Annotated in this window: 17 protein-coding genes; 5 read left to right on the plus strand and 12 right to left on the minus strand. The window is 73.0% G+C overall.

Annotation, left to right across the window (positions count from 1 at the left end):
• Window positions 1–6: 6 nt before the first annotated feature.
• The 3 genes from ABZ738_RS15070 to ABZ738_RS15080 all read left to right on the plus strand — a co-directional run bounded on the left by ABZ738_RS15070 (window position 7) and on the right by ABZ738_RS15080 (window position 2,823).
• Complete coding sequence (locus ABZ738_RS15070) at window positions 7–1,221, plus strand: hypothetical protein (RefSeq protein ID WP_357213570.1); 1,215 nt, start codon at window positions 7–9, stop codon at window positions 1,219–1,221.
• Between the two features lie 339 nt (window positions 1,222–1,560).
• Window positions 1,561–2,154 (plus strand): pyridoxamine 5'-phosphate oxidase family protein, encoded by a 594-nt coding sequence (locus tag ABZ738_RS15075; protein ID WP_131057836.1) that lies wholly within the window; start codon window positions 1,561–1,563, stop codon window positions 2,152–2,154.
• 327 nt (window positions 2,155–2,481) lie between these two features.
• Window positions 2,482–2,823, plus strand: coding sequence for an RNA polymerase-binding protein RbpA (locus ABZ738_RS15080; protein ID WP_007460094.1), 342 nt, complete (start codon window positions 2,482–2,484; stop codon window positions 2,821–2,823).
• 66 nt (window positions 2,824–2,889) lie between these two features.
• Here ABZ738_RS15080 and ABZ738_RS15085 read toward each other — a convergent pair whose 3' ends face one another.
• From ABZ738_RS15085 to ABZ738_RS15100, 4 genes are all read right to left on the minus strand, one after another.
• Entirely contained in the window at window positions 2,890–3,444 is a 555-nt protein-coding gene (locus tag ABZ738_RS15085; RefSeq protein ID WP_357213574.1) for an FxsA family protein, read from the minus strand.
• A 90-nt stretch (window positions 3,445–3,534) separates the two neighbouring features.
• Window positions 3,535–4,341, minus strand: a complete 807-nt coding sequence (locus ABZ738_RS15090; RefSeq protein WP_357213866.1) for a polyprenol monophosphomannose synthase — start codon at window positions 4,339–4,341, stop codon at window positions 3,535–3,537.
• Window positions 4,342–4,371: 30 nt separating this feature from the next.
• Window positions 4,372–5,985 carry an apolipoprotein N-acyltransferase gene (lnt, locus tag ABZ738_RS15095; protein ID WP_357213869.1) on the minus strand — a complete coding sequence of 538 codons (1,614 nt, stop codon included), beginning with the start codon at window positions 5,983–5,985 and terminating at the stop codon, window positions 4,372–4,374.
• Between the two features lie 134 nt (window positions 5,986–6,119).
• Window positions 6,120–7,697 carry a bifunctional NAD(P)/FAD-dependent oxidoreductase/class I SAM-dependent methyltransferase gene (locus tag ABZ738_RS15100; protein WP_357213577.1) on the minus strand — a complete coding sequence of 526 codons (1,578 nt, stop codon included), beginning with the start codon at window positions 7,695–7,697 and terminating at the stop codon, window positions 6,120–6,122.
• Window positions 7,698–7,771: 74 nt separating this feature from the next.
• Here ABZ738_RS15100 and ABZ738_RS15105 point away from each other — a divergent pair, with 74 nt between their 5' ends.
• Window positions 7,772–8,353 carry an XRE family transcriptional regulator gene (locus tag ABZ738_RS15105; protein WP_131057847.1) on the plus strand — a complete coding sequence of 194 codons (582 nt, stop codon included), beginning with the start codon at window positions 7,772–7,774 and terminating at the stop codon, window positions 8,351–8,353.
• A gap of 407 nt (window positions 8,354–8,760) precedes the next feature.
• Here ABZ738_RS15105 and ABZ738_RS15110 read toward each other — a convergent pair whose 3' ends face one another.
• Genes ABZ738_RS15110 through ABZ738_RS15135 form a run of 6 tightly spaced genes read right to left on the minus strand, consistent with a single transcriptional unit; the run spans window position 8,761 to window position 15,426 of the window.
• Window positions 8,761–10,089: a glutamate mutase L gene (locus tag ABZ738_RS15110; RefSeq protein WP_357213580.1), complete on the minus strand. Its 1,329-nt coding sequence runs from the start codon at window positions 10,087–10,089 to the stop codon at window positions 8,761–8,763.
• Entirely contained in the window at window positions 10,086–10,478 is a 393-nt protein-coding gene (locus ABZ738_RS15115) for a hotdog domain-containing protein (protein WP_176094108.1), read from the minus strand. Before ABZ738_RS15115 ends, ABZ738_RS15110 begins: the two co-directional genes overlap by 4 nt.
• Window positions 10,475–11,230, minus strand: a complete 756-nt coding sequence (locus ABZ738_RS15120; protein WP_357213872.1) for an OAM dimerization domain-containing protein — start codon at window positions 11,228–11,230, stop codon at window positions 10,475–10,477. Before ABZ738_RS15120 ends, ABZ738_RS15115 begins: the two co-directional genes overlap by 4 nt.
• Window positions 11,231–11,232: 2 nt before the next feature.
• On the minus strand, window positions 11,233–12,804 hold the full coding sequence (locus ABZ738_RS15125) for a lysine 5,6-aminomutase subunit alpha (RefSeq protein ID WP_357213875.1): 1,572 nt from the start codon (window positions 12,802–12,804) through the stop codon (window positions 11,233–11,235).
• 5 nt (window positions 12,805–12,809) lie between these two features.
• Entirely contained in the window at window positions 12,810–14,366 is a 1,557-nt protein-coding gene (locus tag ABZ738_RS15130; RefSeq protein ID WP_357213583.1) for an amidohydrolase family protein, read from the minus strand.
• Between the two features lie 4 nt (window positions 14,367–14,370).
• Window positions 14,371–15,426 carry a zinc-binding alcohol dehydrogenase gene (locus ABZ738_RS15135; RefSeq protein WP_357213586.1) on the minus strand — a complete coding sequence of 352 codons (1,056 nt, stop codon included), beginning with the start codon at window positions 15,424–15,426 and terminating at the stop codon, window positions 14,371–14,373.
• Window positions 15,427–15,620: 194 nt separating this feature from the next.
• On the opposite strand from ABZ738_RS15135, the gene ABZ738_RS15140 reads away from it, so the two are divergent.
• Window positions 15,621–17,009: a lysine 2,3-aminomutase gene (locus ABZ738_RS15140; protein ID WP_236145770.1), complete on the plus strand. Its 1,389-nt coding sequence runs from the start codon at window positions 15,621–15,623 to the stop codon at window positions 17,007–17,009.
• A gap of 103 nt (window positions 17,010–17,112) precedes the next feature.
• On the opposite strand, the gene ABZ738_RS15145 is transcribed toward ABZ738_RS15140, so the two are convergent.
• The gene (locus ABZ738_RS15145; RefSeq protein WP_131053649.1) at window positions 17,113–17,310 is read right to left on the minus strand and encodes a CsbD family protein; all 198 of its coding nucleotides are present in this window, start codon (window positions 17,308–17,310) and stop codon (window positions 17,113–17,115) included.
• A gap of 874 nt (window positions 17,311–18,184) precedes the next feature.
• Entirely contained in the window at window positions 18,185–19,858 is a 1,674-nt protein-coding gene (locus ABZ738_RS15150) for an ATP-binding cassette domain-containing protein (protein ID WP_357213590.1), read from the minus strand.
• Window positions 19,859–19,873 lie beyond the last annotated feature (15 nt).

The following is a 19,873-nucleotide window of genomic DNA, read 5'->3' on the forward strand; positions in this document are numbered from 1 at the left end:
CGTTCGATGGACGTCCAGCCCGCCCCCACCGCCGACACCCGCCCCTGCGCCCACTGCGGCCGCGACGTGCCGCAGCGCGTCGGCGCGGGCCGTCCGTTCCGGTACTGCCGCGACAACGACGGTGCCTGCCAGCGGGCCTCCCGCAACAACCGGATGCGCCACCGCAACGCCCCCGGTCTGCCCGGCCAGGTGGCCCGCACGTGGGAGGCGGTGGACCGTCTCGACCAGATCGTCGAGACGCTGACCGAGTCCCTGCACGCCGAACTGTCCCCGTCCGGGGTGCAGCGTCAGGTGGCGCAGGTCCGCGCCGAGACCGCCGGTGAGGTCGCGGCGGCGCAGGCCGAGCGGGACGAGGCGCTGCGGGCCGCCGAGGACGCCGCCGCCCGCGCCGAACGGGAGCGCCGGGCGGCCGAGTCCGCCGCCGTCGACCGGGACGCCGCCCGCGCCGAGTCCGCCGAGTCCACCGCCCGGGCCGCCGCCGCCGACCAGCGGGCCGAGTCCGCCGAGTCGGCCCGCGACGAGGCACGGCGCGCGGCGGTGGCCGCCGAGGCGCTGCGAGCGCAGGCCGAGGCCGACCGGGACGCGGCCCGCGCGCAGGCCACCACCCTGCGGGCCGACCTGGACGCCGCCGCGCGGCGGGTCGCCGACCTCACCGCCGAGCGGGACACCGCCCGCGCCGAGGCCGAGCGGAGCACCCGTGCTCTCGTCGAGGCCGGCGTCGAGGCCGAGCGGCTGCGGACCGAGGCGGATCGGGCACGGGCCGCCGCCGACCAGGCCCAGACCCACCTGGCCCAGGCCCGGTCCGACGTGGAGCAGGCCCGCGCGGACCTGGAACAGGCCCGGTCCGAGGCCGCGCAGGCGCGGGCCGCCGCCGACGCCGACCGCGCCCAGGTCGCGGCGGCCCAGGCGGAGGTGGCGGCGGTGCGGGCCGAGATCGAGCGGACCCGTACCCAGGCCACCGCCGACCGGGACCGCGCCCAGGCGGTGGCCCGGCAGGCCGCCGGGGACCTGGCCGCCGCGCTCGCCGACGTCAGCACGCTGCGCGCCGACCTGGCCGCCGCCCGCGCCGCCGCGAGCACCGCCGAGCGGGGGCTCGACGACGTGACGGTACGCCTGCGCGCCACCGAGGCCGACCGGGACGACGCCCGCCAGCGGGTGGCCCAGTTGGCCGCCCAGGTGGCAGACCTGGCCACCGCCCTGACCCGCCGCACCCCCTTCTGACCCTCGCCCCGCCCCGTCCCCGACCTCCCGCCCCCTGTCCCCCGCCCCCCTGTCCCTGTCCCCCGCCCTCCTGCGCTCGCCGGACGACCTCGACGCCCGCACACCCTTGTTGATCAAGAGGTTTCGGCGGAATCTGGCCACCATTCGCGCGCAAACTTCTTGATCAACGCGGCGGTCCCGGGGTCGGTGGGGACCGGTGGGAGGGGTAGGTCGGTGGGGGGTGGGGCTTCTGGGGGTGGGGCCTGTCGAGCTGAGTCGTTCGTGCTGTCGCGCGTCGGGGGGTGTCGAGGGCTGGGATGGGGGCAGCGGGGTGGGTGGGAGCTCGCCGATGATGGGCGGATGGGGAAGACGTACGCGCGCATCGAGGGTCGACTGCGGGACTTCATCGAGGCCCAGCCGATGTTCTTCACCGCGACCGCGCCGCTGGCCGGCGACGGCACGGTCAACCTGTCGCCGAAGGGGCTGCGCGGGTGCCTGGCGGTGCTCGACGAGCAGACGGTGGCCTACCTGGACTTCGCCGGCAGCAACGCCGAGACCATCGCCCACCTGCGGGAGAACGGCCGGATCACGCTGATGTGGTGCGCCTTCTCCGGTCCGCCGACGATCGTGCGGGTGCACGGGCGGGGTGAGCCGGTGTTCCGCGACGATCCGCGTTTCCCGGAGTTGCTGGCCCGTTTCCCGGACATCGACAGCGCCGACCACGGGCTGCGGGCGATCATCGTGGTGCACGCCGGGCTGATCCGCGACACCTGCGGCTACGCGGTGCCGCTGATGACCTACGACGCCGACCGGGACCTGCACGGCCGCCGGTTCGCCCGAGAGGACGACGCGTCGCTGGACGCCTACTTCGCCGGCAAGGACGACGTCGCCACCAGCATCGACGGCCTGCCCGGCCTGCCGCTTCCCCTGCCGCCGACGCCCCGGGCCGGTTGATCACGACGCGCCGCCGCCAGCCGGTCGCCCAGGCTGATCACGGCGCGACCGCCCGCACAGGTACCCGCGAAGGCTAGGTTGATCACGGCGCGCCGCCGCCCACCCGGCCCGCCCGGGTGCGCGCGACGGCTACGATTCCCGCTGGCGGCGACGGTCCGCCGAGACGACCCGGCGGGCGGACCCGACCGGGTACGCGCTACGGCCCGCTACCCTTGACCCCGTACCCGCCGTGCTGCGGGACGCCGAGACGCGGCCACGGGGAATGGCGCGGCGCCGGCGGACCGTTACACCGATAGGACCAGCACCACCACAGAGGGGAAGTCGATCATGGGCGAGCGCATGCTGCGCGGTAGCCGACTGGGCGCGGTCAGCTACGAATCCGATCGCAACACGGAGCTCGCGCCGCGGCAGACCCGCGAGTACCTGTGCGCCAAGGGTCACCAGTTCGAGGTGCCGTTCGCCGTCGACGCCGAGGTGCCCACCACCTGGGAGTGCAAGTTCGACGGCAGCGTGGCCCGGCTGGTCGACGGCAACGAGCCGGAGCAGAAGAAGGCCAAGCCGCCGCGTACGCACTGGGACATGCTGCTGGAGCGGCGCTCCATCGCCGAGCTGGAGGACATCCTCGCCGAGCGGCTCCAGGAGGTCCGGACCCGCCGCGGTCGCGCCTGACCAGTCACCACCGGCGCCCCGGGAGATCATCTCCCGGGGCGCCGTCGTGCGTGCGGTGGCGTGCTCTCAGCGCGGCTCCACGATCTCGCCCTCGATGGCGCGGCCGTCATCCACCAGCGGCGGCGGCGTCACCGGCTGCTGCTGCGCGGGCTGCGGTGCGGGGGCGGGCTGCTCGCCGGCGGGCTGCTGCGGCGCACCCCGGTACACGTGTACCCGACGCGGCCCGAACAGGTCACCGGCGGCCATCGACGACACCCGCCGCTCGGCGGACCGCTGCACCCCGCCCCGGGCGATGCGGCGCACCGGCGGCACCAGCAGCACCAACCCCACCACGCCGCTGACCAGCCCCGGGGTGGCCAGCAGCAGCGCGCCGAGCAGTCCGATCAGCCCGTCGGTGACCTGACCTCCGGGCGGCCGGCCGGACTGTGCGGCGTCCCGGAAGCCTCGCCAGGCCCGAATCCCCTCGCGGCGTAGCAGGACCAGTCCCAGCAGCGAGGCCGCGAACACCAGCAGGGTCGCCGCGCCGAAGCCGATCGCCCGGCCCACCACCACGAACACGGCCAGTTCCGCTGCCAGGGACAGCAGCAGGGCCAACGGTACGAACTTCACTGTCCGGCGCATCTCACCCCATCCGCCTCACGGCGCTCGTCATCGGACGGCGCACCCGGCGGGGCGCAGCCGTCCCGTCCGTCCAGCATGACACGCTCCGGCTCACGGCCAGCGGGCCCGCCCCACCGTCGCCGCCTGCCAACCCTGCCGCACCGCCGTCCGTCGGTCGCGTACCGCCCAGCCGGTGATGCGCCACAGCGCCTCGGCCACGATCAGCGGACTCATCTTGCTGTCGCCGCGTTCCCGCTCGGCGAACGTGATCGGCACCTCGACGATCCGCGCCCCGGCGCGGTGCGCCAACCGGGACAGCTCCACCTGGAACGAGTACCCCTGCGAGCACACCGACTCCAGGTCCAGGGCGTCGAGCACACCGGCCCGGTACACGCGGTAGCCGCCGGTGGCGTCGGCCACCGGCATGCCCAGCGCCAGGCGCGCGTACAGGTTGCCGCACCGCGACAGCAGCAGCCGCCGCAGCGGCCAGTTCAGCACCCGGGCACCCCGGGTCCACCGCGACCCGATCACCACGTCGGCGTGCCGGGCGGCGTTCAACAGCGCCGGCAGGTCCTCCGGGGCGTGTGAACCGTCGGCGTCCATCTCCACCACCGCGTCGTAGCCGCGTTGCCGCGCCCACGCGAACCCCGCCAGGTACGCCGCGCCGAGTCCCTGCTTGCCCTCCCGGTGCAACACGTGCACGTGGGTGTCGCCGCGCGCCAGCCCGTCGGCGATGCGGCCGGTGCCGTCGGGACTGTTGTCGTCGGCGACGAGGATCTCCACCTGCGGCGCGGCGGCACGGACCCGCCGCACGATCGCGCTGACGTTGTCGGCCTCGTTGTAGGTCGGGATGACCACCAGCACCCGACCCACGCCGGGCACCCCGGTCGCGGCCGGGCGGATCTCGGTCCTGCGCATCACCGCTGCCCCTCTCCGGGCAGCCGCCGGTCATCCGGCTCGGCCGCCCCACCGGCGCCGCACCAGGGCCGCCCCGACCAACGCGGCCACGGCCAGCCCGGCCAGCACCACCTCGGGCAGCACCCCGACCCGGGTGGCGAGGGTGCGCCCCTCGGTCAGTCGCAGCTCACGCACCACGACCGCCTGGGTGTTGAACCCGGTGGCGTCGCTTACCCGCCCGTCCGGGGAGACGAACCCGGACACTCCGACCGTGGAGGCCATCAACGCGGGCCGACCGTGCTCGACGGCCCGCAACCGGACCATGGCCAACTGCTGGCGGGCCTCGGCCACGTCGAAGGTGGCGTTGTTGGTCTGCACCACCAGCAGCTGCGCCCCACCGACGACGGTGTCGCGGACCAGCCCGTCGTAGGCCACCTCGAAGCAGATCACGTCGCCGAGCACCGCCGCCGGGGTCCGCACCACCCCCGGTGCGGTGCCGGCCACGAAGTCGGCCCGGACCCGGTCGACCTGGTCGCTGACCATCCGGGCGATCCGCCGCAACGGCACGTACTCGGCGAACGGCACCGGATGCCGCTTGATGTAGAGCTGCTCCAGGTCGGGGCCGCTGCCCGGCCGCCACAGCAGCCCCGCGTTGCGCACCTGGCCCTGCTCGGGGCCGGTCAGCACCGCACCGACCAGGATCGGGACGCCGATCGCGTCGGCGGCCTCGGAGATGCGGATGTTGGCCGACTGGTTGCGCAGCGGGTCGATGTCGCTGGAGTTCTCCGGCCACACCACCAGGTCCGGTCGGGCCCGGGTGCCGGCGGCCACCTCACCGGCCAGGGCGATGGTGGCGTCCACGTGGTTGTTCAGCACCGCCTGCCGTTGGGCGTTGAAGTCCAACCCGAGACGCGGCACGTTGCCCTGCACGATCGCGACGGTCACCGTGTCACCGGTGGCCGTGGTGCTCACCGGCACCAGCAGCCCCCCGCCGACCAGCAGCACCAGCGCCGCCGCGCATCCGGCGGCCGGGGTCCACCAGCGCACACCGGCGGCCCGGCGGACCCGCAGCGTCCACCACACGCCGGTCAGCAGCAGCCCGCCGGCGGTGGCGACGGCGAACGTGACCAGTGGGGCACCGCCGACGGCGGCCAGCCCCAGCAGCGGCGAGCCGTCCTGACCGAAGGCCAACCGCCCCCACGGGAACCCCCCGAACGGGGTCCGGTCCCGCAGCGCCTCCTGCCCCACCCACAGCACACCGGTCAGCGCCGGCCACACCGTCGGGTACCGGTCGGCCAGCGGCGACACCCACGCGGTGGCCAGACCCAGCAGCGCCAGGTAGCCCGCCTGCAACAGCGACAGCAGCACCCACGGCAGGTAGCCGGTGTGCAGGTTCGTCCAGGACAGCAGCGGCGCGAACAGCGCCAACCCGGTGAGGAAACCCAGACCCGCGCCGGCCCGCAGTCGCCGCCGGTGCGTCGCGGCGGCCAGCAGCGCCACCCCGACCGGTGCCAGCGGCCACCACCCGTACGGCGGGAACGCCAGCAGCAGCGCCAGCCCGGCGGTGACCGCCATCGCCACCGCCACCGGCAGGGGCAACGGCCGGGGTGCGCCGTCGGGCCGGCGGACGTCGGCGGGCGCGTCGGCGCGGTCCGTGGTCGTCACGGGGGCGTCAGGCGGGGTCACGCGCCGAAGGCTACCCGCCCGCCGTCCCCGGACGCCGACGCGGTCACCGGCGGTGGGCGATCCTCCCGCCCGGCCGCCGACCGCGTCGGCGTGTCCGTTTCGCGGCGGGTGTCTCAGCGGCGGCGGGCCACCAGCACCGCGTCGTGGATGACCACCTCCCGGCCGTCGTGCACCGCCGAGCGGGGCCGGCTCTGCGTCACCAGCACCTCGAAGCGCTGCGGGTCCAGGTCCGCGGCGACCTGCTCGGCGGTGAACATCATCTCCGGGTAGTGGGCGCGGTGACCACCGACGTGCGTGTCCCCCGGGTCGTGCCCGACGATCAGCAGCCGCCCGCCGGGCGCCACCGCCTCGGCCAGCCGCGCGAACATCTCCCGCCGAGGCTCCGGCGGAAGCTGCATGAACTGCGCCGACACCAGGTCGTACGCGCCCACCGGCGGCGACCAGCTCAGCAGGTCCGCGTGCGTGAACTCGATGCGGTCGGCGACCTGCGCACCGGCGGCCCGGGCGTGCGCGGCGGCCCGCTCCAGGGCGGTGGCGGAGATGTCCACACCGGTGACCTGCCAGCCCTGTTCGGCCAGCCACACCGCGTCGGCGCCCTCACCGCTGCCCACGTCCAGCGCCCGGCCCGGCGTGGTGCCCGCCACCTCGGCGACGAGCTGCGGGTTGGGTCGGCCGCTCCACATCGACGCCCTCGACCGGTACCGCTCCTCCCAGGCCGCCTCGGTGAACATCTCCTCGCGCTGCCGCCGACGCGCGGCCACCGCGCGCCGGGTGTCCTCCTCGACCAGGTCGGCGTTGATCGCCGCCCCGGCCGTCAGGCCCGCCCCGGCGGCCCGGATCACCTGCGCGGACACATCGGTGACGTTGCCGGCCACCCACACCCCCGCCACGTCGGTGGCGCCGGTCGCGTCGGCCGCGATGCGCCGACCGATCACGTGCCCGGACATCTCCACGTCCTGCGGGACCAGCCCGAGCGACTCCAGCAGCGCCGACCGGGCGGTCATCGCCGTCGCCACCACCAGCGCGTCCAGCGGCACCTCCGCACCGGAGGCCAGCGTCACACCGGTCAGCCGGTCCTCGGCCACCGTCACACCGCTCACCGCACCCGGCACCACGCCGATGCCGCGCGCGGCCAACCGCTCGGCCTGCTCGGCGTCGGGTGCCGGCCCCTCATGGGCCAGGAACACCACGTGCGGGCTCCACTGCCGCCACAACAGCGCCTGATGCACCGCCAGGGGCCCGGTCGCCAGCACCCCGACGCGCCGGTCGCGCACCTCCCACCCGTGGCAGTACGGGCAGTGCAGCACGTCCCGGCCCCACCGCGGCGCCAACCCCGGCACCTGCGGCAGCTCGTCGACCAGGCCGGTGGTGACCAGCAGCCGCCGGGCCCGTACCCGCCGGTCGCCGTCGACGTCCACCACGAAGTCGTCCCCGTCGCGGGTCACCGCCTCGACCCGCCCGTCCACGACGTGCCCGCCGTGCCCGGTGACCTCGGCGCGACCCGTCGCCGTCAACTCCGCCGGCGGCGTACCCTCCCGCCCCAGGTAGTTGTGCACCCGGTCGGCGGGGGCGTTGCGGGGCGCTCCCGCGTCCACCACCAGCACCGAGCGGCGGGCCCGCGCCAGGGCCAGCGCCCCGGCCAGCCCGGCCGCGCCACCGCCGACCACCACCACGTCGTATTCGTCGTCCATGCGTACCCCCTCGTGACCTTCGCTGGCACCCACGCTGCACCCGACCGGCCAGAACGACAAGTAATGTTGCTGTTATGGCAAACGACGAGGCGGCGGTGCTCGCGGAGGTCGGCCCCCGGCTCCGCGCGCTCCGCAAACGACGCGGCACCACCCTGAACGAACTCGCCGACACCACCGGAATCTCCGTCAGCACCCTGTCCCGACTCGAATCCGGCCACCGCCGCCCCACCCTGGAACTGCTCCTGCCGCTGGCCCGCGCCCACCAGGTGCCCCTGGACGAACTCGTCGGCGCGCCCACCGTCGGCGACCCCCGCGTCCGCCCCCGACCGATCGTCCGCCACGGCATGACGTTCCTGCCGCTGACCCGCCGCCCCGGCGGCGTCCAGGCGTTCAAACAGATCCTGCCGCCGCACACCCCCACCGACCCGCAACCCTCCTCGCACGAGGGCTACGAATGGCTGTACGTGCTCTCCGGCCGCATCCGGCTACGCCTGGGCGAGCACGACCTGATCCTCAACCCCGGCGAGGTCGCCGAATTCGACACCCGCGTGCCGCACTCCGTCGCCAACCCCGACCCGACCCCCGCCGAAGTCCTCAACCTCTTCGGCCCCCAGGGCGAACGTCTGCACGTGCGGGCCCGACCCGCCGCCGACTGAGCACACGAAATCGGGGCGCGGCGTATGCCGCGCCCCGATGCTCCCAGGCCCTTCCCAGCCGGTGCGGCGGGAATGAGGCACGCCGACCTTCGGACCGACCGGACGGTGACTGGCTGTCCCCGTCGGGCCGTTGTCTACTGGCCGTGCACCCCACCCTGCCCGTACACCGGTAACCGCGGCCGGTTCGCGCCGCCCCGCCGACCCCCGCCCGCTGGACCTGGCCGCCGCGACAACCGTCGCTCGGCCAGCGGACGAAGGGACGAAGCGAACAACAGCCGCTTCCCGTGGTAGGACTCAAAGACGGTACGTGGCGCACCCCCGGCCTTGTCAACCCACCCCCGACGAGTCGCCACACCGGCACGGCGTGTCGCGCTCACCGTCACCGTCCGCAGTCGACCCGACACCGGTCACGCCGACACCAACGGCCCCAGCAACGCCCGCGCCGCCCCCGGATGCTCCGCCGCCAACAACCCCGCCGCCGCCAACACGTAGTCGGAGTCGACCACCGCCCGCGCCGCCCTCGGCACCGCCCACCCACCCGCGTGATCACCCAACACCGCCTGCCACACCGGCGTCACCTCGCCGGCACGGGCATGCCGCAACACCCCACCCGAGCCCACCAGCAACCGCACGTCCCGCAGATCCCGACCGGCCCGCTCACCCGCACCCACCCCCCGGGCGTGCCGGCGCACCGCCACCGTCGCCGCCAACGCCGCCAACCGGCCGTCGGACGCCCGCGCCGCCGCATCCGACGGCAGGAAACCCGGATCGGCGGCCCGCGCCGCCGCCGCGCCCGCCAGGGCGTCCCGCTCGCCGTCACCGACCAGCCGCTCCTCCACGGCGGCCCGCACCACCCCCGGCGCGCTCCACCGCATCCCCAGATCCCCCTCCACCGTCCGCGCCCGCCACAACGCCCCGGCCACCTCCCGGCCCGGCCCGTCGGCCCGCTCGTCCGGCGTCAACACCGAGTACACGTCCGTGGTGGCGCCCCCCACGTCCACCACCACCAGGTCACCACCGGCCGCGTCCGCCAACACCTCCACCCCGGTCAGCACCGCGTCCGGCGTCGCCGCCCGCACCAACCGCGCGAACCGCGACCCCCGCGACAACCGCTTACCGCCGATCACGTGCCGCAGGAACACCTGCCGGATGGCCGCCCGCGCCGACAGCGGCGCCAACACCCCGATACGCGGCAACACGTTGTCGGCCACCGTCACCGGCACCCCCGCACCGGCCAACACCGCCGCCAACTCCCCGCGCACGTCCACGTTGCCCGCCAACACCACCGGCACCCGCCACCGCGCCCGCGCCAACCGCGTCGCGTTGTGCGACAACGTCTCGGCATCCCCACCATCGGTGCCACCCACCAGCAACACCACGTCCGGCCGCGCCGCCCGCAATGCGGCCAGCTCCGCCCGCCCCAGCCGCCCGGCGGCCACATGCACCACATCGGCCCCCGCCGACAACCCCACCCGCCGACCCGCCTGCGCGGTCACCAACGGCTCGTACCCCACCACCGCCAACCGCAGCCCACCGCCCGCCGACGAACACACGAACCACGGCACGTCCCGACCACCCACCCCGGCCGCCGCCACCGCCGCGTCCAGACCGTGCAGCACGTCCGTACCCACCGTCGTCGGCACCGACGCCGCACCGACCAACCCGCCACCGGCCAGGTCGACCACCGCCACCTTCGTGAACGTCGACCCGACGTCGGCGCAGACCGCGACACTCATACCGGCGCGGGCACGACCACCGTGCCGGTCGCCGACACCGCCACCACCGGTACCTCCAACACCTCCGCCGCCGACTCACCCCGATCCGGGCGCCCCCGACACACCACCCGCGCCTCGAAGTCCAGCGTGCGGCTGCGGGTGCCCACCCGCGTCACCGTCGCCACCACCTCCAGCACGTCACCGGCCCGCAACGGCGCCCGGAACTGCACATCCGAGTACGACGCGAACAACCCCTCGTCCCCGTCCGTACGGATACACACCTCCGTGGCCACGTCTCCGAAGAGACCCAACGCGTACGCCCCGTCGACCAGGTTCCCCGCGTAGTGCGCATGCGCGTACGGCACATACCGCCGATGCGTCACCGTCAGGCCCACCCGAGGATCCGTCATGCCGCCCCCACCTTCCGACCCGTCACCAACGCGTGCACCAGATACGACGCCACCTCACCCGGCGTGGTGCCCCGACCGAAGATCCGATCCACCCCCAACTCGGCCGCCTGCGACTCGTCGAACCGCGGCCCACCCACGATCAACAACGGCCGCCGGCCCACCGGCAACGCCTCCCGGAACGCCGCCGACATCTCCCGCGTGTTGTGCAGATGCGCGTCCCGCTGCGTCACCACCTGCGACACCAACACCGCATCCGCCCGCGCCACCCGCGCCGCCTCCACCAACTCCGGCACACTCACCTGCGCACCCAGGTTCGTCACCGACAACTCCCGGTAGTACTCCAGACCCTTCTCCCCCGCGATCCCCTTCACGTTCAGGATCGCGTCGATGCCCACCGTGTGCGCGTCCGTGCCGATACACGCCCCCACCACCGACAACTTGCGCCGTAACCGCCGCTTCACCACCGCGTTGACCTCCTTGGCCGACAGCAGCGGAAAGTCCCGCTCCACCACCTGCACCGCCGACAGGTCCACCAGATGACTCACCCGCCCGTACACCACGAAGAACGTGAACCCGTCACCCATCTGCTTCGCGTGCACCAACAACGCCGGATCCATCCCCATCCGGTTCGCCAACTGGACCGCCGCACCCTCGGCCCGCTTGTCATGCGGCACCGGCAACGTGAACGACACCTGCACCATGCCGTCACCCGTGGTGTCCCCGTACGGCCGCACCACCGGACCCTGCGACACCGTCACGCCACCGCCTCCAGGATCTCCGTCGCCGGGTTGTAGTAGTCGGCCTCGTGCGCCGCCACCCCGTCCAACCCCTTACCCCGATCCGCCGGCCGCTTCATGATCCCGAACGTGCCCTCGGCGATCGCCGTCAACAACGACCGCTCACCGATCCGCTCCAACAACTCCACCGCCTCACCCAGCACCCGATGCGCCCGCTGCTGGATGAACCCACCCGGCGCCGGCACGAAGTCCTCGTGCAACCCACCGGCGGCACCCAACACGTACCGCACGTTCTGCAGAGCGATGTCCCGATCCGACAACCACGGCGTCACCACCGCCTCCGTCATCATCCCCACCAGCAGGATCCCCTGCCCCGTCATGGCACCCACCAGGTTGAAGAACCCGTCCAGCAGATTGCCCCGGAACACGTCACCGGTCATGTGCTTCGTCGGCGGCATCCACTTCAACGGCGCATCCGGGAACAACTCCCGCGCCAACAACGCATGCGCCAACTCCAACCGGAACGACTCCGGCACCTCCGGATTGATCTCGAACGCGTGCCCCAGCCCCAACTGCCAGTCCGCCAACCCCGCCTCGTGCGCGAAGTACTCGTTCAACAACTGCGACACCGTCACCGTGTGCGCCTCGTCCACCGCATCCGCAGTGGTCAGATAGTTGTCCTCACCGGTGTTGATGATGATCCCCGCCCGCGCGTGCACCTGCCGCGAGAACCGCTGGTCCACGAACGTCCGGACCGGATTGATGTCCCGGAACAGAATCCCGTACATCGAGTCGTTGAGCATCATGTCCAGCCGCTCCAGACCCGCGAGCGTCGCCATCTCCGGCATGCACAACCCCGACGCGTAATTCGTCAACCGCACATACCGACCCAACTCCCGCGACGACTCGTCCAACGCCGCCCGCATCAACCGGAAGTTCTCCTGCGTCGCGTACGTCCCCGCGAACCCCTCCCTCGTCGCCCCCTCCGGCACGTAGTCCAACAACGACTGACCCGTCGACCGGATCACCGCGATCACGTCCGCACCCGCCCGCGCCGCCGCCTGCGCCTGCGGAATGTCCTCGTAGATGTCCCCCGTCGCCACGATCAGATACACCCACGGCCGCCGCACCGGATCCCCGAACCGCCGCACCAACCGATCCCGCTCCGCCCGCCGCCGATCGATGCGCCGCACCCCCGCCGCCACCGCCCGCCGCGCCGCCCGCCGCGCCACCGACGCCGACCTGCCCGACGGCACCACGAACCGCACCGACCCCGCCGCCGCCTGCTGCGCCAGCAACGTCACATCCGAGACCCGCTCCCGCGCCAACGCCTCGAACACCGGCACCGCCACCCCGTGCCCCAACCCCACATCCGCCACCACCGCGTCCACCAACCGGTTCACCCACGGAATACCGTCCGGATCAGCCCCCGTCACCCCGGCCAACCGCAACACCGCACGCTCCACCGACACCGTGGTGTGCCCCCGCGCCAACTCCACCACCGGCTGCCCGACCCGCCGCGCCAACTCCCGCGCCCGCGCCACCACCACCGGGTCCAGATCCAACTTGCCGGCCGCGAAGCCACCCACCTCAGTCACGACAACCCTTCCTCATAGATCACCTCACCGCGCAACACCGTCGCCCGGCACACCGGCAACGGCAGCGGATCCTGCTGCGGATCCTCAGCCACCAACACCGGCAACCCCCGCTGCACCCCCGCCGACGACGACCACACCGCGAACGTCGCCGGCGCCCCCAACGCCAACACCCCCTCGCTGTCCCGATGCACCGCCCGCCAACCACCCCGCGAATGCGCCGCGAACGCCGCCCGCACACTCATCCGCTGCACCGGGTTGTGATGCGCCACCGCCGCCCGCACCGACCCCCACGGATCCAACGGCGTCACCGGCGAATCCGACCCGAACGCCAACGCCACCCCCACCCCGTGCATCGCCCCCATCGGATTCGACGCCAACGACCGCGCCAACCCCAACCGCGCCTCGTACATCCGACCCGCACCACCCCACAACCGGTCGAACGCCGGCTGCATCGACGCCACCACCCCGAACTCCACGAACCCCGCGATCAACCGCCGATCCACGATCTCCGCATGCTCGATCCGATGCCGCGCCGCACGCACCCGCTCCGTACCCAGCTTCTCCGCCGCCCCCGCGAACCCCGCCAACACCGTCGAGATCGCCGCATCCCCGATCGCATGGAACCCGCCCTGCATCCCGTGCGCCGCACAGTCCAACAAATGATCACGAACCTGCTCCGCCGTCAGATACCCGTGACCACACCCCTCCCCGTCCACGTACGCCGCCGACACATGCGCCGTCCGCGACCCCAACGCCCCATCCGCGAACAGATCCCCACCCGCACCCACCGCACCCAACTCACGCGCCCGCGCCGCACCACCCAACTCACCCCAGTACCCGTACACCTCCGGCACCCCCGCACCCGACAGCGCCAACAGGCCCGTGAAGTCCTCCTCGTCCGAGATCTCCGGCCCACCGCACTCGTGCACCGCCGCGATCCCCAACGACGCCGCATGCCGCAACGCCACCCGCTGCGCCGCCACCCGCTGCGCCCGCGACACCGAGGCCCGCGCCACCGCCCGCACCACGTGATGCGCGTCCCGCCGCAACCACCCCGAGGCGTCGTACCCCGGTGCCGTCACCGCCTCCGGACACGCCGCCAACAACGCCGACGACACCAGCGCCGAATGGATCGACGCCTGCGACAGGTACACCCGCCGACCACCGGCCGCCCGATCCACCTCCGCCGCCACCGGCGGCACCGGCACCGACCACGTCGACTCGTCCCACCCGTGCCCCAGCACCACGGCGTCCGCGGGCAAACCCGCCGCGAACGCCGCCACCGCCGCCAGCAACTCCCCCGCCGACCGCACCCCGGACAGATCCAGCCCCGACAACGCCAACCCCGTGTCACTCACGTGCACGTGCGCGTCCACGAACGCCGGCGTCACCAACGCCCCACCCAGATCCACCACCCGGTCCGCCGCCGGAGCATCCGCCCCGGCACCCAACCAGACGATCCGCCCGTCCCGCACCAACAGCGCCGTCGCGGACGGATCCGCCGGGCAGTGCAACACGCCGGCCCGGTACAACGTCGAGGGGTTCTTCGTCATGGCCTCAGTCTGCCGCCAACCGGGCCTCGAAGAGCCCACGCACGCCCGGCACCTCACGCAGCAGACCCAACGCCAGCTCCGCGTGACCCGGCACATACCCGTTGCCCACCAGCATCGTCACGTCCGCCGCCAGGCCCTCCGCACCCAACGCCGCCGCCGCGAAACTCGTCGCCATCGAGAAGAACACCACCGTGCCGCCGTCCGCGGTCGCCAACACCGCGCCGTGCTCACACCCCGGCACGTCCACGCAGACCACCGTCACGTCCGCCGGCACTCCCAACGCCGAGGTCACCGCCACCGACAACCCCACCGGATCCCGCGCGTCGGCCACCACCACCTCGTCGGCCAGGCCCGCCGCCACCAACGCGTCACGCTCCGCGACCACCGGCACCACCCCGACCGTACGACCCGCACCCGCCCGCCGCGCCGCCGCCAGCGACAACGAACCGCTCTTGCCCGCACCGCCGATCACCGCCACCGAGACCGGCCCCAACCCCGCCGGCCGCTCCGCCACATACCGCCGCACCACCCGCTCGGTCAACGCCGGCGCCCCGCACACGTCCAGCACCGCCAGCGACAACTGCGGATCCAGATCCTCCGGCAGCACCGCCGCGATCGACCGGGCGAACAGGATCGCCCACCCCTCACACGGCACCTGCTCGCTGAGCCCGTCCCACCGCGCCAACCCGTCGGTGATCACCAGCGGCGTCAACGTCAACGACACCAGCGTCGCCACCCGCTCACCGGCCTTGAACCCCAACGGCGACCGACGCCCCGCCTGCGCCACCGTGCCGATCAGCATCCCGCCCGACCCGGTCACCGGGTTCTGCATCTTGCCCCGCGTCGCGATGATGTCGAGCACCTCCGCGCGCACCGCGTCCCCGTCACCACCGTGCTTGTCCCGCAACTGGCGGAAACTCGCCGCGTCCAGGTTCAGCCGCTCGACCGAGATCCGCACCTCGTTCGGGCCGATCTCCGACCGCGCGTCCAACCGCCAGGCCGCCTGCGGCAGCACACCCGCCGGTTCCACGACCCGGTGCAGACCTACTGGTGACGTCACGCCAACCTCCCTGTCCGACCGCCCGAAGCCCCGACATCAACTCGCATGACGGGAAAACTTCCGGCAGAATAATTCCTGTACCGAATATTTTCCAGTAACCTTCGGTCCGCTGACGAACCCGGACCGACCTGCACCCAGGTCGGACGACCATCGACACACCCGCAGGAGGGGCCGTGACCCAGACCCAACCGCCGGTGCAGGCCACCCCGGCGACACCCGAGCCGGCCCCCACCACCGCACCCACCGGCCAGCCCTACGAATACCGCCGCCACCGCCTCGTCGAACCCGACTGGACCCGCTTCCCCGGCTGGCGCGACGTCACCCGCGACCAGTGGGAAAGCGCCCAGTGGCAGCGCGTCAACTGCGTCAAGAACATCAAGCAGCTCCGCGCCCTGCTCGGCGACACCGTCGACGAGAGCTTCTACGCCGACCTCGACGCCGACCAACGCGCCCTGGCCACCATGTCCATGCTCGTACCACCCCAAATGATCAACACCATGGTGCCGGACGCCCCACCCACCACCGAGACGCTGCTGGCCGACCCGATCCGGCGATACATGATCCCCGTCGCCTCGGACCGACGCACCGACTGGCCCTCCCACCCGTACGCCACCCGCGACTCCCTGCACGAACACGACATGTGGGTCGCCGAGGGCCTCACCCACCGCTACCCCACCAAGGTCCTCGCCGAGCTGCTCTCCACCTGTCCGCAGTACTGCGGACACTGCACCCGCATGGACCTGGTCGGCAACTCCACCCCCGCCGTCGACAAACTCAAACTCACCCTCAAACCCGTCGACCGGTACGACGCCCACATCACCTACCTCAAGGCCCACCCCGGCGTACGCGACGTCGTGGTCTCCGGCGGCGACGTGGCCAACGTCCCGTGGCGCAACCTCGAGTCGTACCTGATGCGCCTGCTGGAGATCGAGACCATCCGCGACATCCGGCTCGCCACCAAGGCACTCATGGGCCTGCCCCAGCACTGGCTCCAGCCCGACGTCGTGGAGGGGCTGGAGCGGGTCGCCCGCACCGCCGCCCGACGGGGCGTCAACCTGGCCATCCACACCCACGTCAACCACGCCCAGTCGCTCACCCCACTGGTCGCCAAGGCCGCGCAGACCGCCCTCGACGTCGGCGTACGCGACGTCCGCAACCAGGGCGTGCTGATGCGCGGCGTCAACGCCAGCACCACCGAACTGCTCGACCTCTGCTTCGCGCTCCAGGGCGAGACGGGCATCCTGCCGTACTACTTCTACATGTGCGACATGATCCCCAACGCCGAACACTGGCGGGTCCCGGTCTGGCACGCCCAACAGCTCCAGCACGACATCATGGGCTACCTGCCCGGCTACGCCACGCCCCGGATCGTCTGCGACGTGCCCTTCGTCGGCAAGCGCTGGGTACACATGATCACCGAGTACGACCGCGAACGCGGCATCTCCTACTGGACGAAGAACTACCGCACCTCCATCGAGTCCGCCGACCTGGAGGCCCTCAACAAGCGGTACGCGTACTACGACCCGATCGACACCCTGCCGGACACCGGCCAACAGTGGTGGCGGACCCACCGCGACGACTGACCGGACCCGGCGTAGCCCGGTCGGTACCTCCTCCACCGACTGACGCCACGCCGCGAAGCGGGCCACCGGAACGTTCCGGTGGCCCGCTTCGGCGTACGTACGGTCACTTCTTGGTGAAGGCGTCCTTGGCGTCGCGGCCGGCGTCCTTGACCTTCTCACCGGCCTGACGGGCACGGGCCTCGGACTGCTCACTGGCGCCCTCGGCACGCATGCGCTCGTTGTCGGTCATGTCGCCGACGCGCTCCTTGGCGGCGCCGCTCAGTTCCTCGACCTTGTTCTTCGCCTTGTCGGTGAAGCTCATGTCGCCTCCCTGCCTCGGCGGCGCAGCGATCCGCTGCGCTCCTCACGGTCGTGTCCCCGCCCCCGATGATCTGAAACTGTTCTCGGAGCGGTGGTGCCGCGCACATCCGCTAGGGCATCCTAGGAAGCTAGGTGTACTGATCGTCGCGAGCTGCCGCCGCCCTCAGCGGGCTGTTGACCTGCCTTATGGCCGCTGTCGAGCTGAACCGTCCCTGCTACCGGAAGTCCCTGCCCTGGTCAGCGACGACTGGTAGCGCAGTTGGTCTGCCGGTTCCCGCCAGCCAGCTGAGACGTCATGCGCCCGGCCGTCGTCGCCGGCGGGCCCGCGTTCCCACTTCCCCACCCCTCGTTCTGGAGTGGAGCCCGATCCCCGTCCGCCTCCGACACGCCCACTCCGTCGGCCGCCGGGTCTGCCGACCACCTCCGTTCGTGCGTCACATCGCGCCGCCTCTGGCACGGACGCCACCAACCGCCCCCAACGGGATCCCACCACCGCCCCTCGAATGTGAACCTTGGACAGTTTCCGTTAGCTCGAAACGGAAACTGTCCAAGATCTTGAACCGATTCGTCCAGGCGCAGACCCTCCTGCTCTGCTTCAACCACCGCAACGGTCCGCGCCCAGAAGCAGTGCGGTGGTTGAAGCAGAGCAAAGGCGGCCGAGAGGTCACCCTCGCCGGGCCGAGCGACGCGGCAGATCGCCTGATCCGTCCGTGCCATCAGCTCGACAGTGCCCCTACCCCGAAGCCCTACCCCGAAGGATGGGCGGGTCAGGTCATGGGCCCAGCGTCCTTCGGGGTAGGGGGCGGTGGTGGCCAGACCACGACCTGGCCACCACTCACCACCGCACCGTCGAGCAGCCGGACAGGGAGCGTCCGTCAGGGCGACTCCTCGGCGGCTCCCAGCGACAGGATCTGCCAGTCCGCCAGGTCGGCGAGCATCTGGCGGTCGTGGGTGGCGACCACCACCGCCGCCGGGGTCTCCCGCAACGCGGCGGTCAACTCGTCCACCAGCAGCGCCGAGAGGTGGTTGGTGGGCTCGTCGAGGATCAACAGGTCGGGCAGCTCGGCCAGGCGCAGGGCCAGGTTCAGCCGCCGCTGCTGCCCCTGCGACATGCGGCCCACCGGAGTACGCAGCGCCTCCCGGTCCAGCAGGTGCGTCGCGCCCAGCGGCAGGCGGTCGGCCTCCCGGAGCCGACCTGCGGACTGGAGCCGACCCACGTGCTGGTCGTACAGGTCGCGGGCGAGCGCGGTCGACGGCCATGCCGGCACCTCCTGTCCCAGGTACGCCACCCGGGCCCGCCCCAGGTGCCGGACGGCGCCGGTGGAGGGTTCGAGGTTCTGGGCGAGCACCTCGAGCAGGGTCGACTTGCCGGCACCGTTGGGCCCGGTCACCAGCAGCCGCTCCCCACCGTCCAGGGTGAGCGTGACCGGCTGGTGCAGCCGCCCGGCCACCGTCACGTCGTCGCAGCGCAGCAACGGCGCCCCGGGCCGGGTCCGCAGCTCGGGCCAGCGCAGGCGCAGCGGCGGCTCGGGCACGGTGAGCCGGTGGGCGTCCAGGTCCTCCTGCCGGCGACGCAACGCCTGCACCACCCCGGGCGCCCGGGACTGGCGCTGATGCTTGCCGTGCCCCTTCTCCGGCCGCCAGCCGGTGCTGAGCCGCTGCCGTGCCTCGTTCACCGCCTCGGCCAGCCGCTGGTGTTCGGCCTGCTGGGCCTCGTAGTCGTGCAACCAGCGTTCCCGCTCGCGGCGACGGCCCTCCTGCCAGCCGGCGTACCCACCGGCGAAGACCCGTGGGCGGCCGTCCTCGCTGGGGTCGAGGTCGAGGAACTCCTCGGCCACGTCACCGAGCAGGGCCCGGTCGTGGCTGACCAGCACCACCCCGCCCGCGTGCTGACGCAGGCGCAGGGTCAGGAACGCCAGGCTGTCGGCGTCGAGATGGTTGGTCGGCTCGTCGAGCATCAGCAGGTCGTGCCGTGCCCCGAGCAGGCAGGCCAGGCGGACCCGGTAGCGCTGGCCGACCGACAACGTCGACAGCGGGCGCTGCCGGTCCGGGCAGGCGTCCAGCCCGGCCAGTGCCACGTCCACGCGGCGTTCCGCGTCCCAGGCGTCCAGTCGGGTGGCGGCGTCCAGCGCGACGGCGTACGCGGTGTCCGCGCCGGGCCGGCCCTCGGCCAGTCCCGTCGCCGCGTCGTCCAGCGCCCGCACCGCCTCCTGGGACTCCCGGATCGCTGCGGCGACCAGGGTGCCCACCGTCTCGCCGCTGCGGGCCTCCAGTGCCTGCCGGGCCACGCCGAGCGTGCCGACACGCTCCACCGTGCCCTGGTCCGGGGTGATTTCCCCGATCAGCACCCGGAGCAGGGTCGTCTTGCCCCGGCCGTTCTCGCCGACGACCGCCAGCCGCGAACGGGCGGAGACGGTCACGCTGACGTCGGACAGCACCACCCGTCCGCCCAGCACCACGCGTACGCCCTCGGCCCGGACATGCGCCCGGTCGCCGGCCGGCAGGCCGGGGGTCGAGTCCTGGGTGGGGTTCAGTTCAAGATTGTTCACTCTGCGCTCTTCGGC

The organism is Micromonospora sp. NPDC047793 (genome assembly GCF_040642635.1).
Lineage (GTDB): Bacteria > Actinomycetota > Actinomycetes > Mycobacteriales > Micromonosporaceae > Micromonospora.

Bases quoted from the DNA above. Each gene is read 5' to 3' on its own strand.
- ABZ738_RS15115 (WP_176094108.1), bottom strand. From the start codon at position 10,478: ATGACGGATCCTCGGGTGGGCCTGACGGTGACGCATCGGCGGTATGTG.
- ABZ738_RS15080 (WP_007460094.1), top strand. From the start codon at position 2,482: ATGGGCGAGCGCATGCTGCGCGGTAGCCGACTGGGCGCGGTCAGCTAC.
- ABZ738_RS15070 (WP_357213570.1), top strand. From the start codon at position 7: ATGGACGTCCAGCCCGCCCCCACCGCCGACACCCGCCCCTGCGCCCAC.
- ABZ738_RS15075 (WP_131057836.1), top strand. From the start codon at position 1,561: ATGGGGAAGACGTACGCGCGCATCGAGGGTCGACTGCGGGACTTCATC.
- ABZ738_RS15100 (WP_357213577.1), bottom strand. From the start codon at position 7,697: ATGGACGACGAATACGACGTGGTGGTGGTCGGCGGTGGCGCGGCCGGG.
- ABZ738_RS15090 (WP_357213866.1), bottom strand. From the start codon at position 4,341: ATGCGCAGGACCGAGATCCGCCCGGCCGCGACCGGGGTGCCCGGCGTG.
- ABZ738_RS15130 (WP_357213583.1), bottom strand. From the start codon at position 14,366: ATGACGAAGAACCCCTCGACGTTGTACCGGGCCGGCGTGTTGCACTGC.
- ABZ738_RS15110 (WP_357213580.1), bottom strand. From the start codon at position 10,089: ATGAGTGTCGCGGTCTGCGCCGACGTCGGGTCGACGTTCACGAAGGTG.
- ABZ738_RS15085 (WP_357213574.1), bottom strand. From the start codon at position 3,444: ATGCGCCGGACAGTGAAGTTCGTACCGTTGGCCCTGCTGCTGTCCCTG.
- ABZ738_RS15145 (WP_131053649.1), bottom strand. From the start codon at position 17,310: ATGAGCTTCACCGACAAGGCGAAGAACAAGGTCGAGGAACTGAGCGGC.
- ABZ738_RS15105 (WP_131057847.1), top strand. From the start codon at position 7,772: ATGGCAAACGACGAGGCGGCGGTGCTCGCGGAGGTCGGCCCCCGGCTC.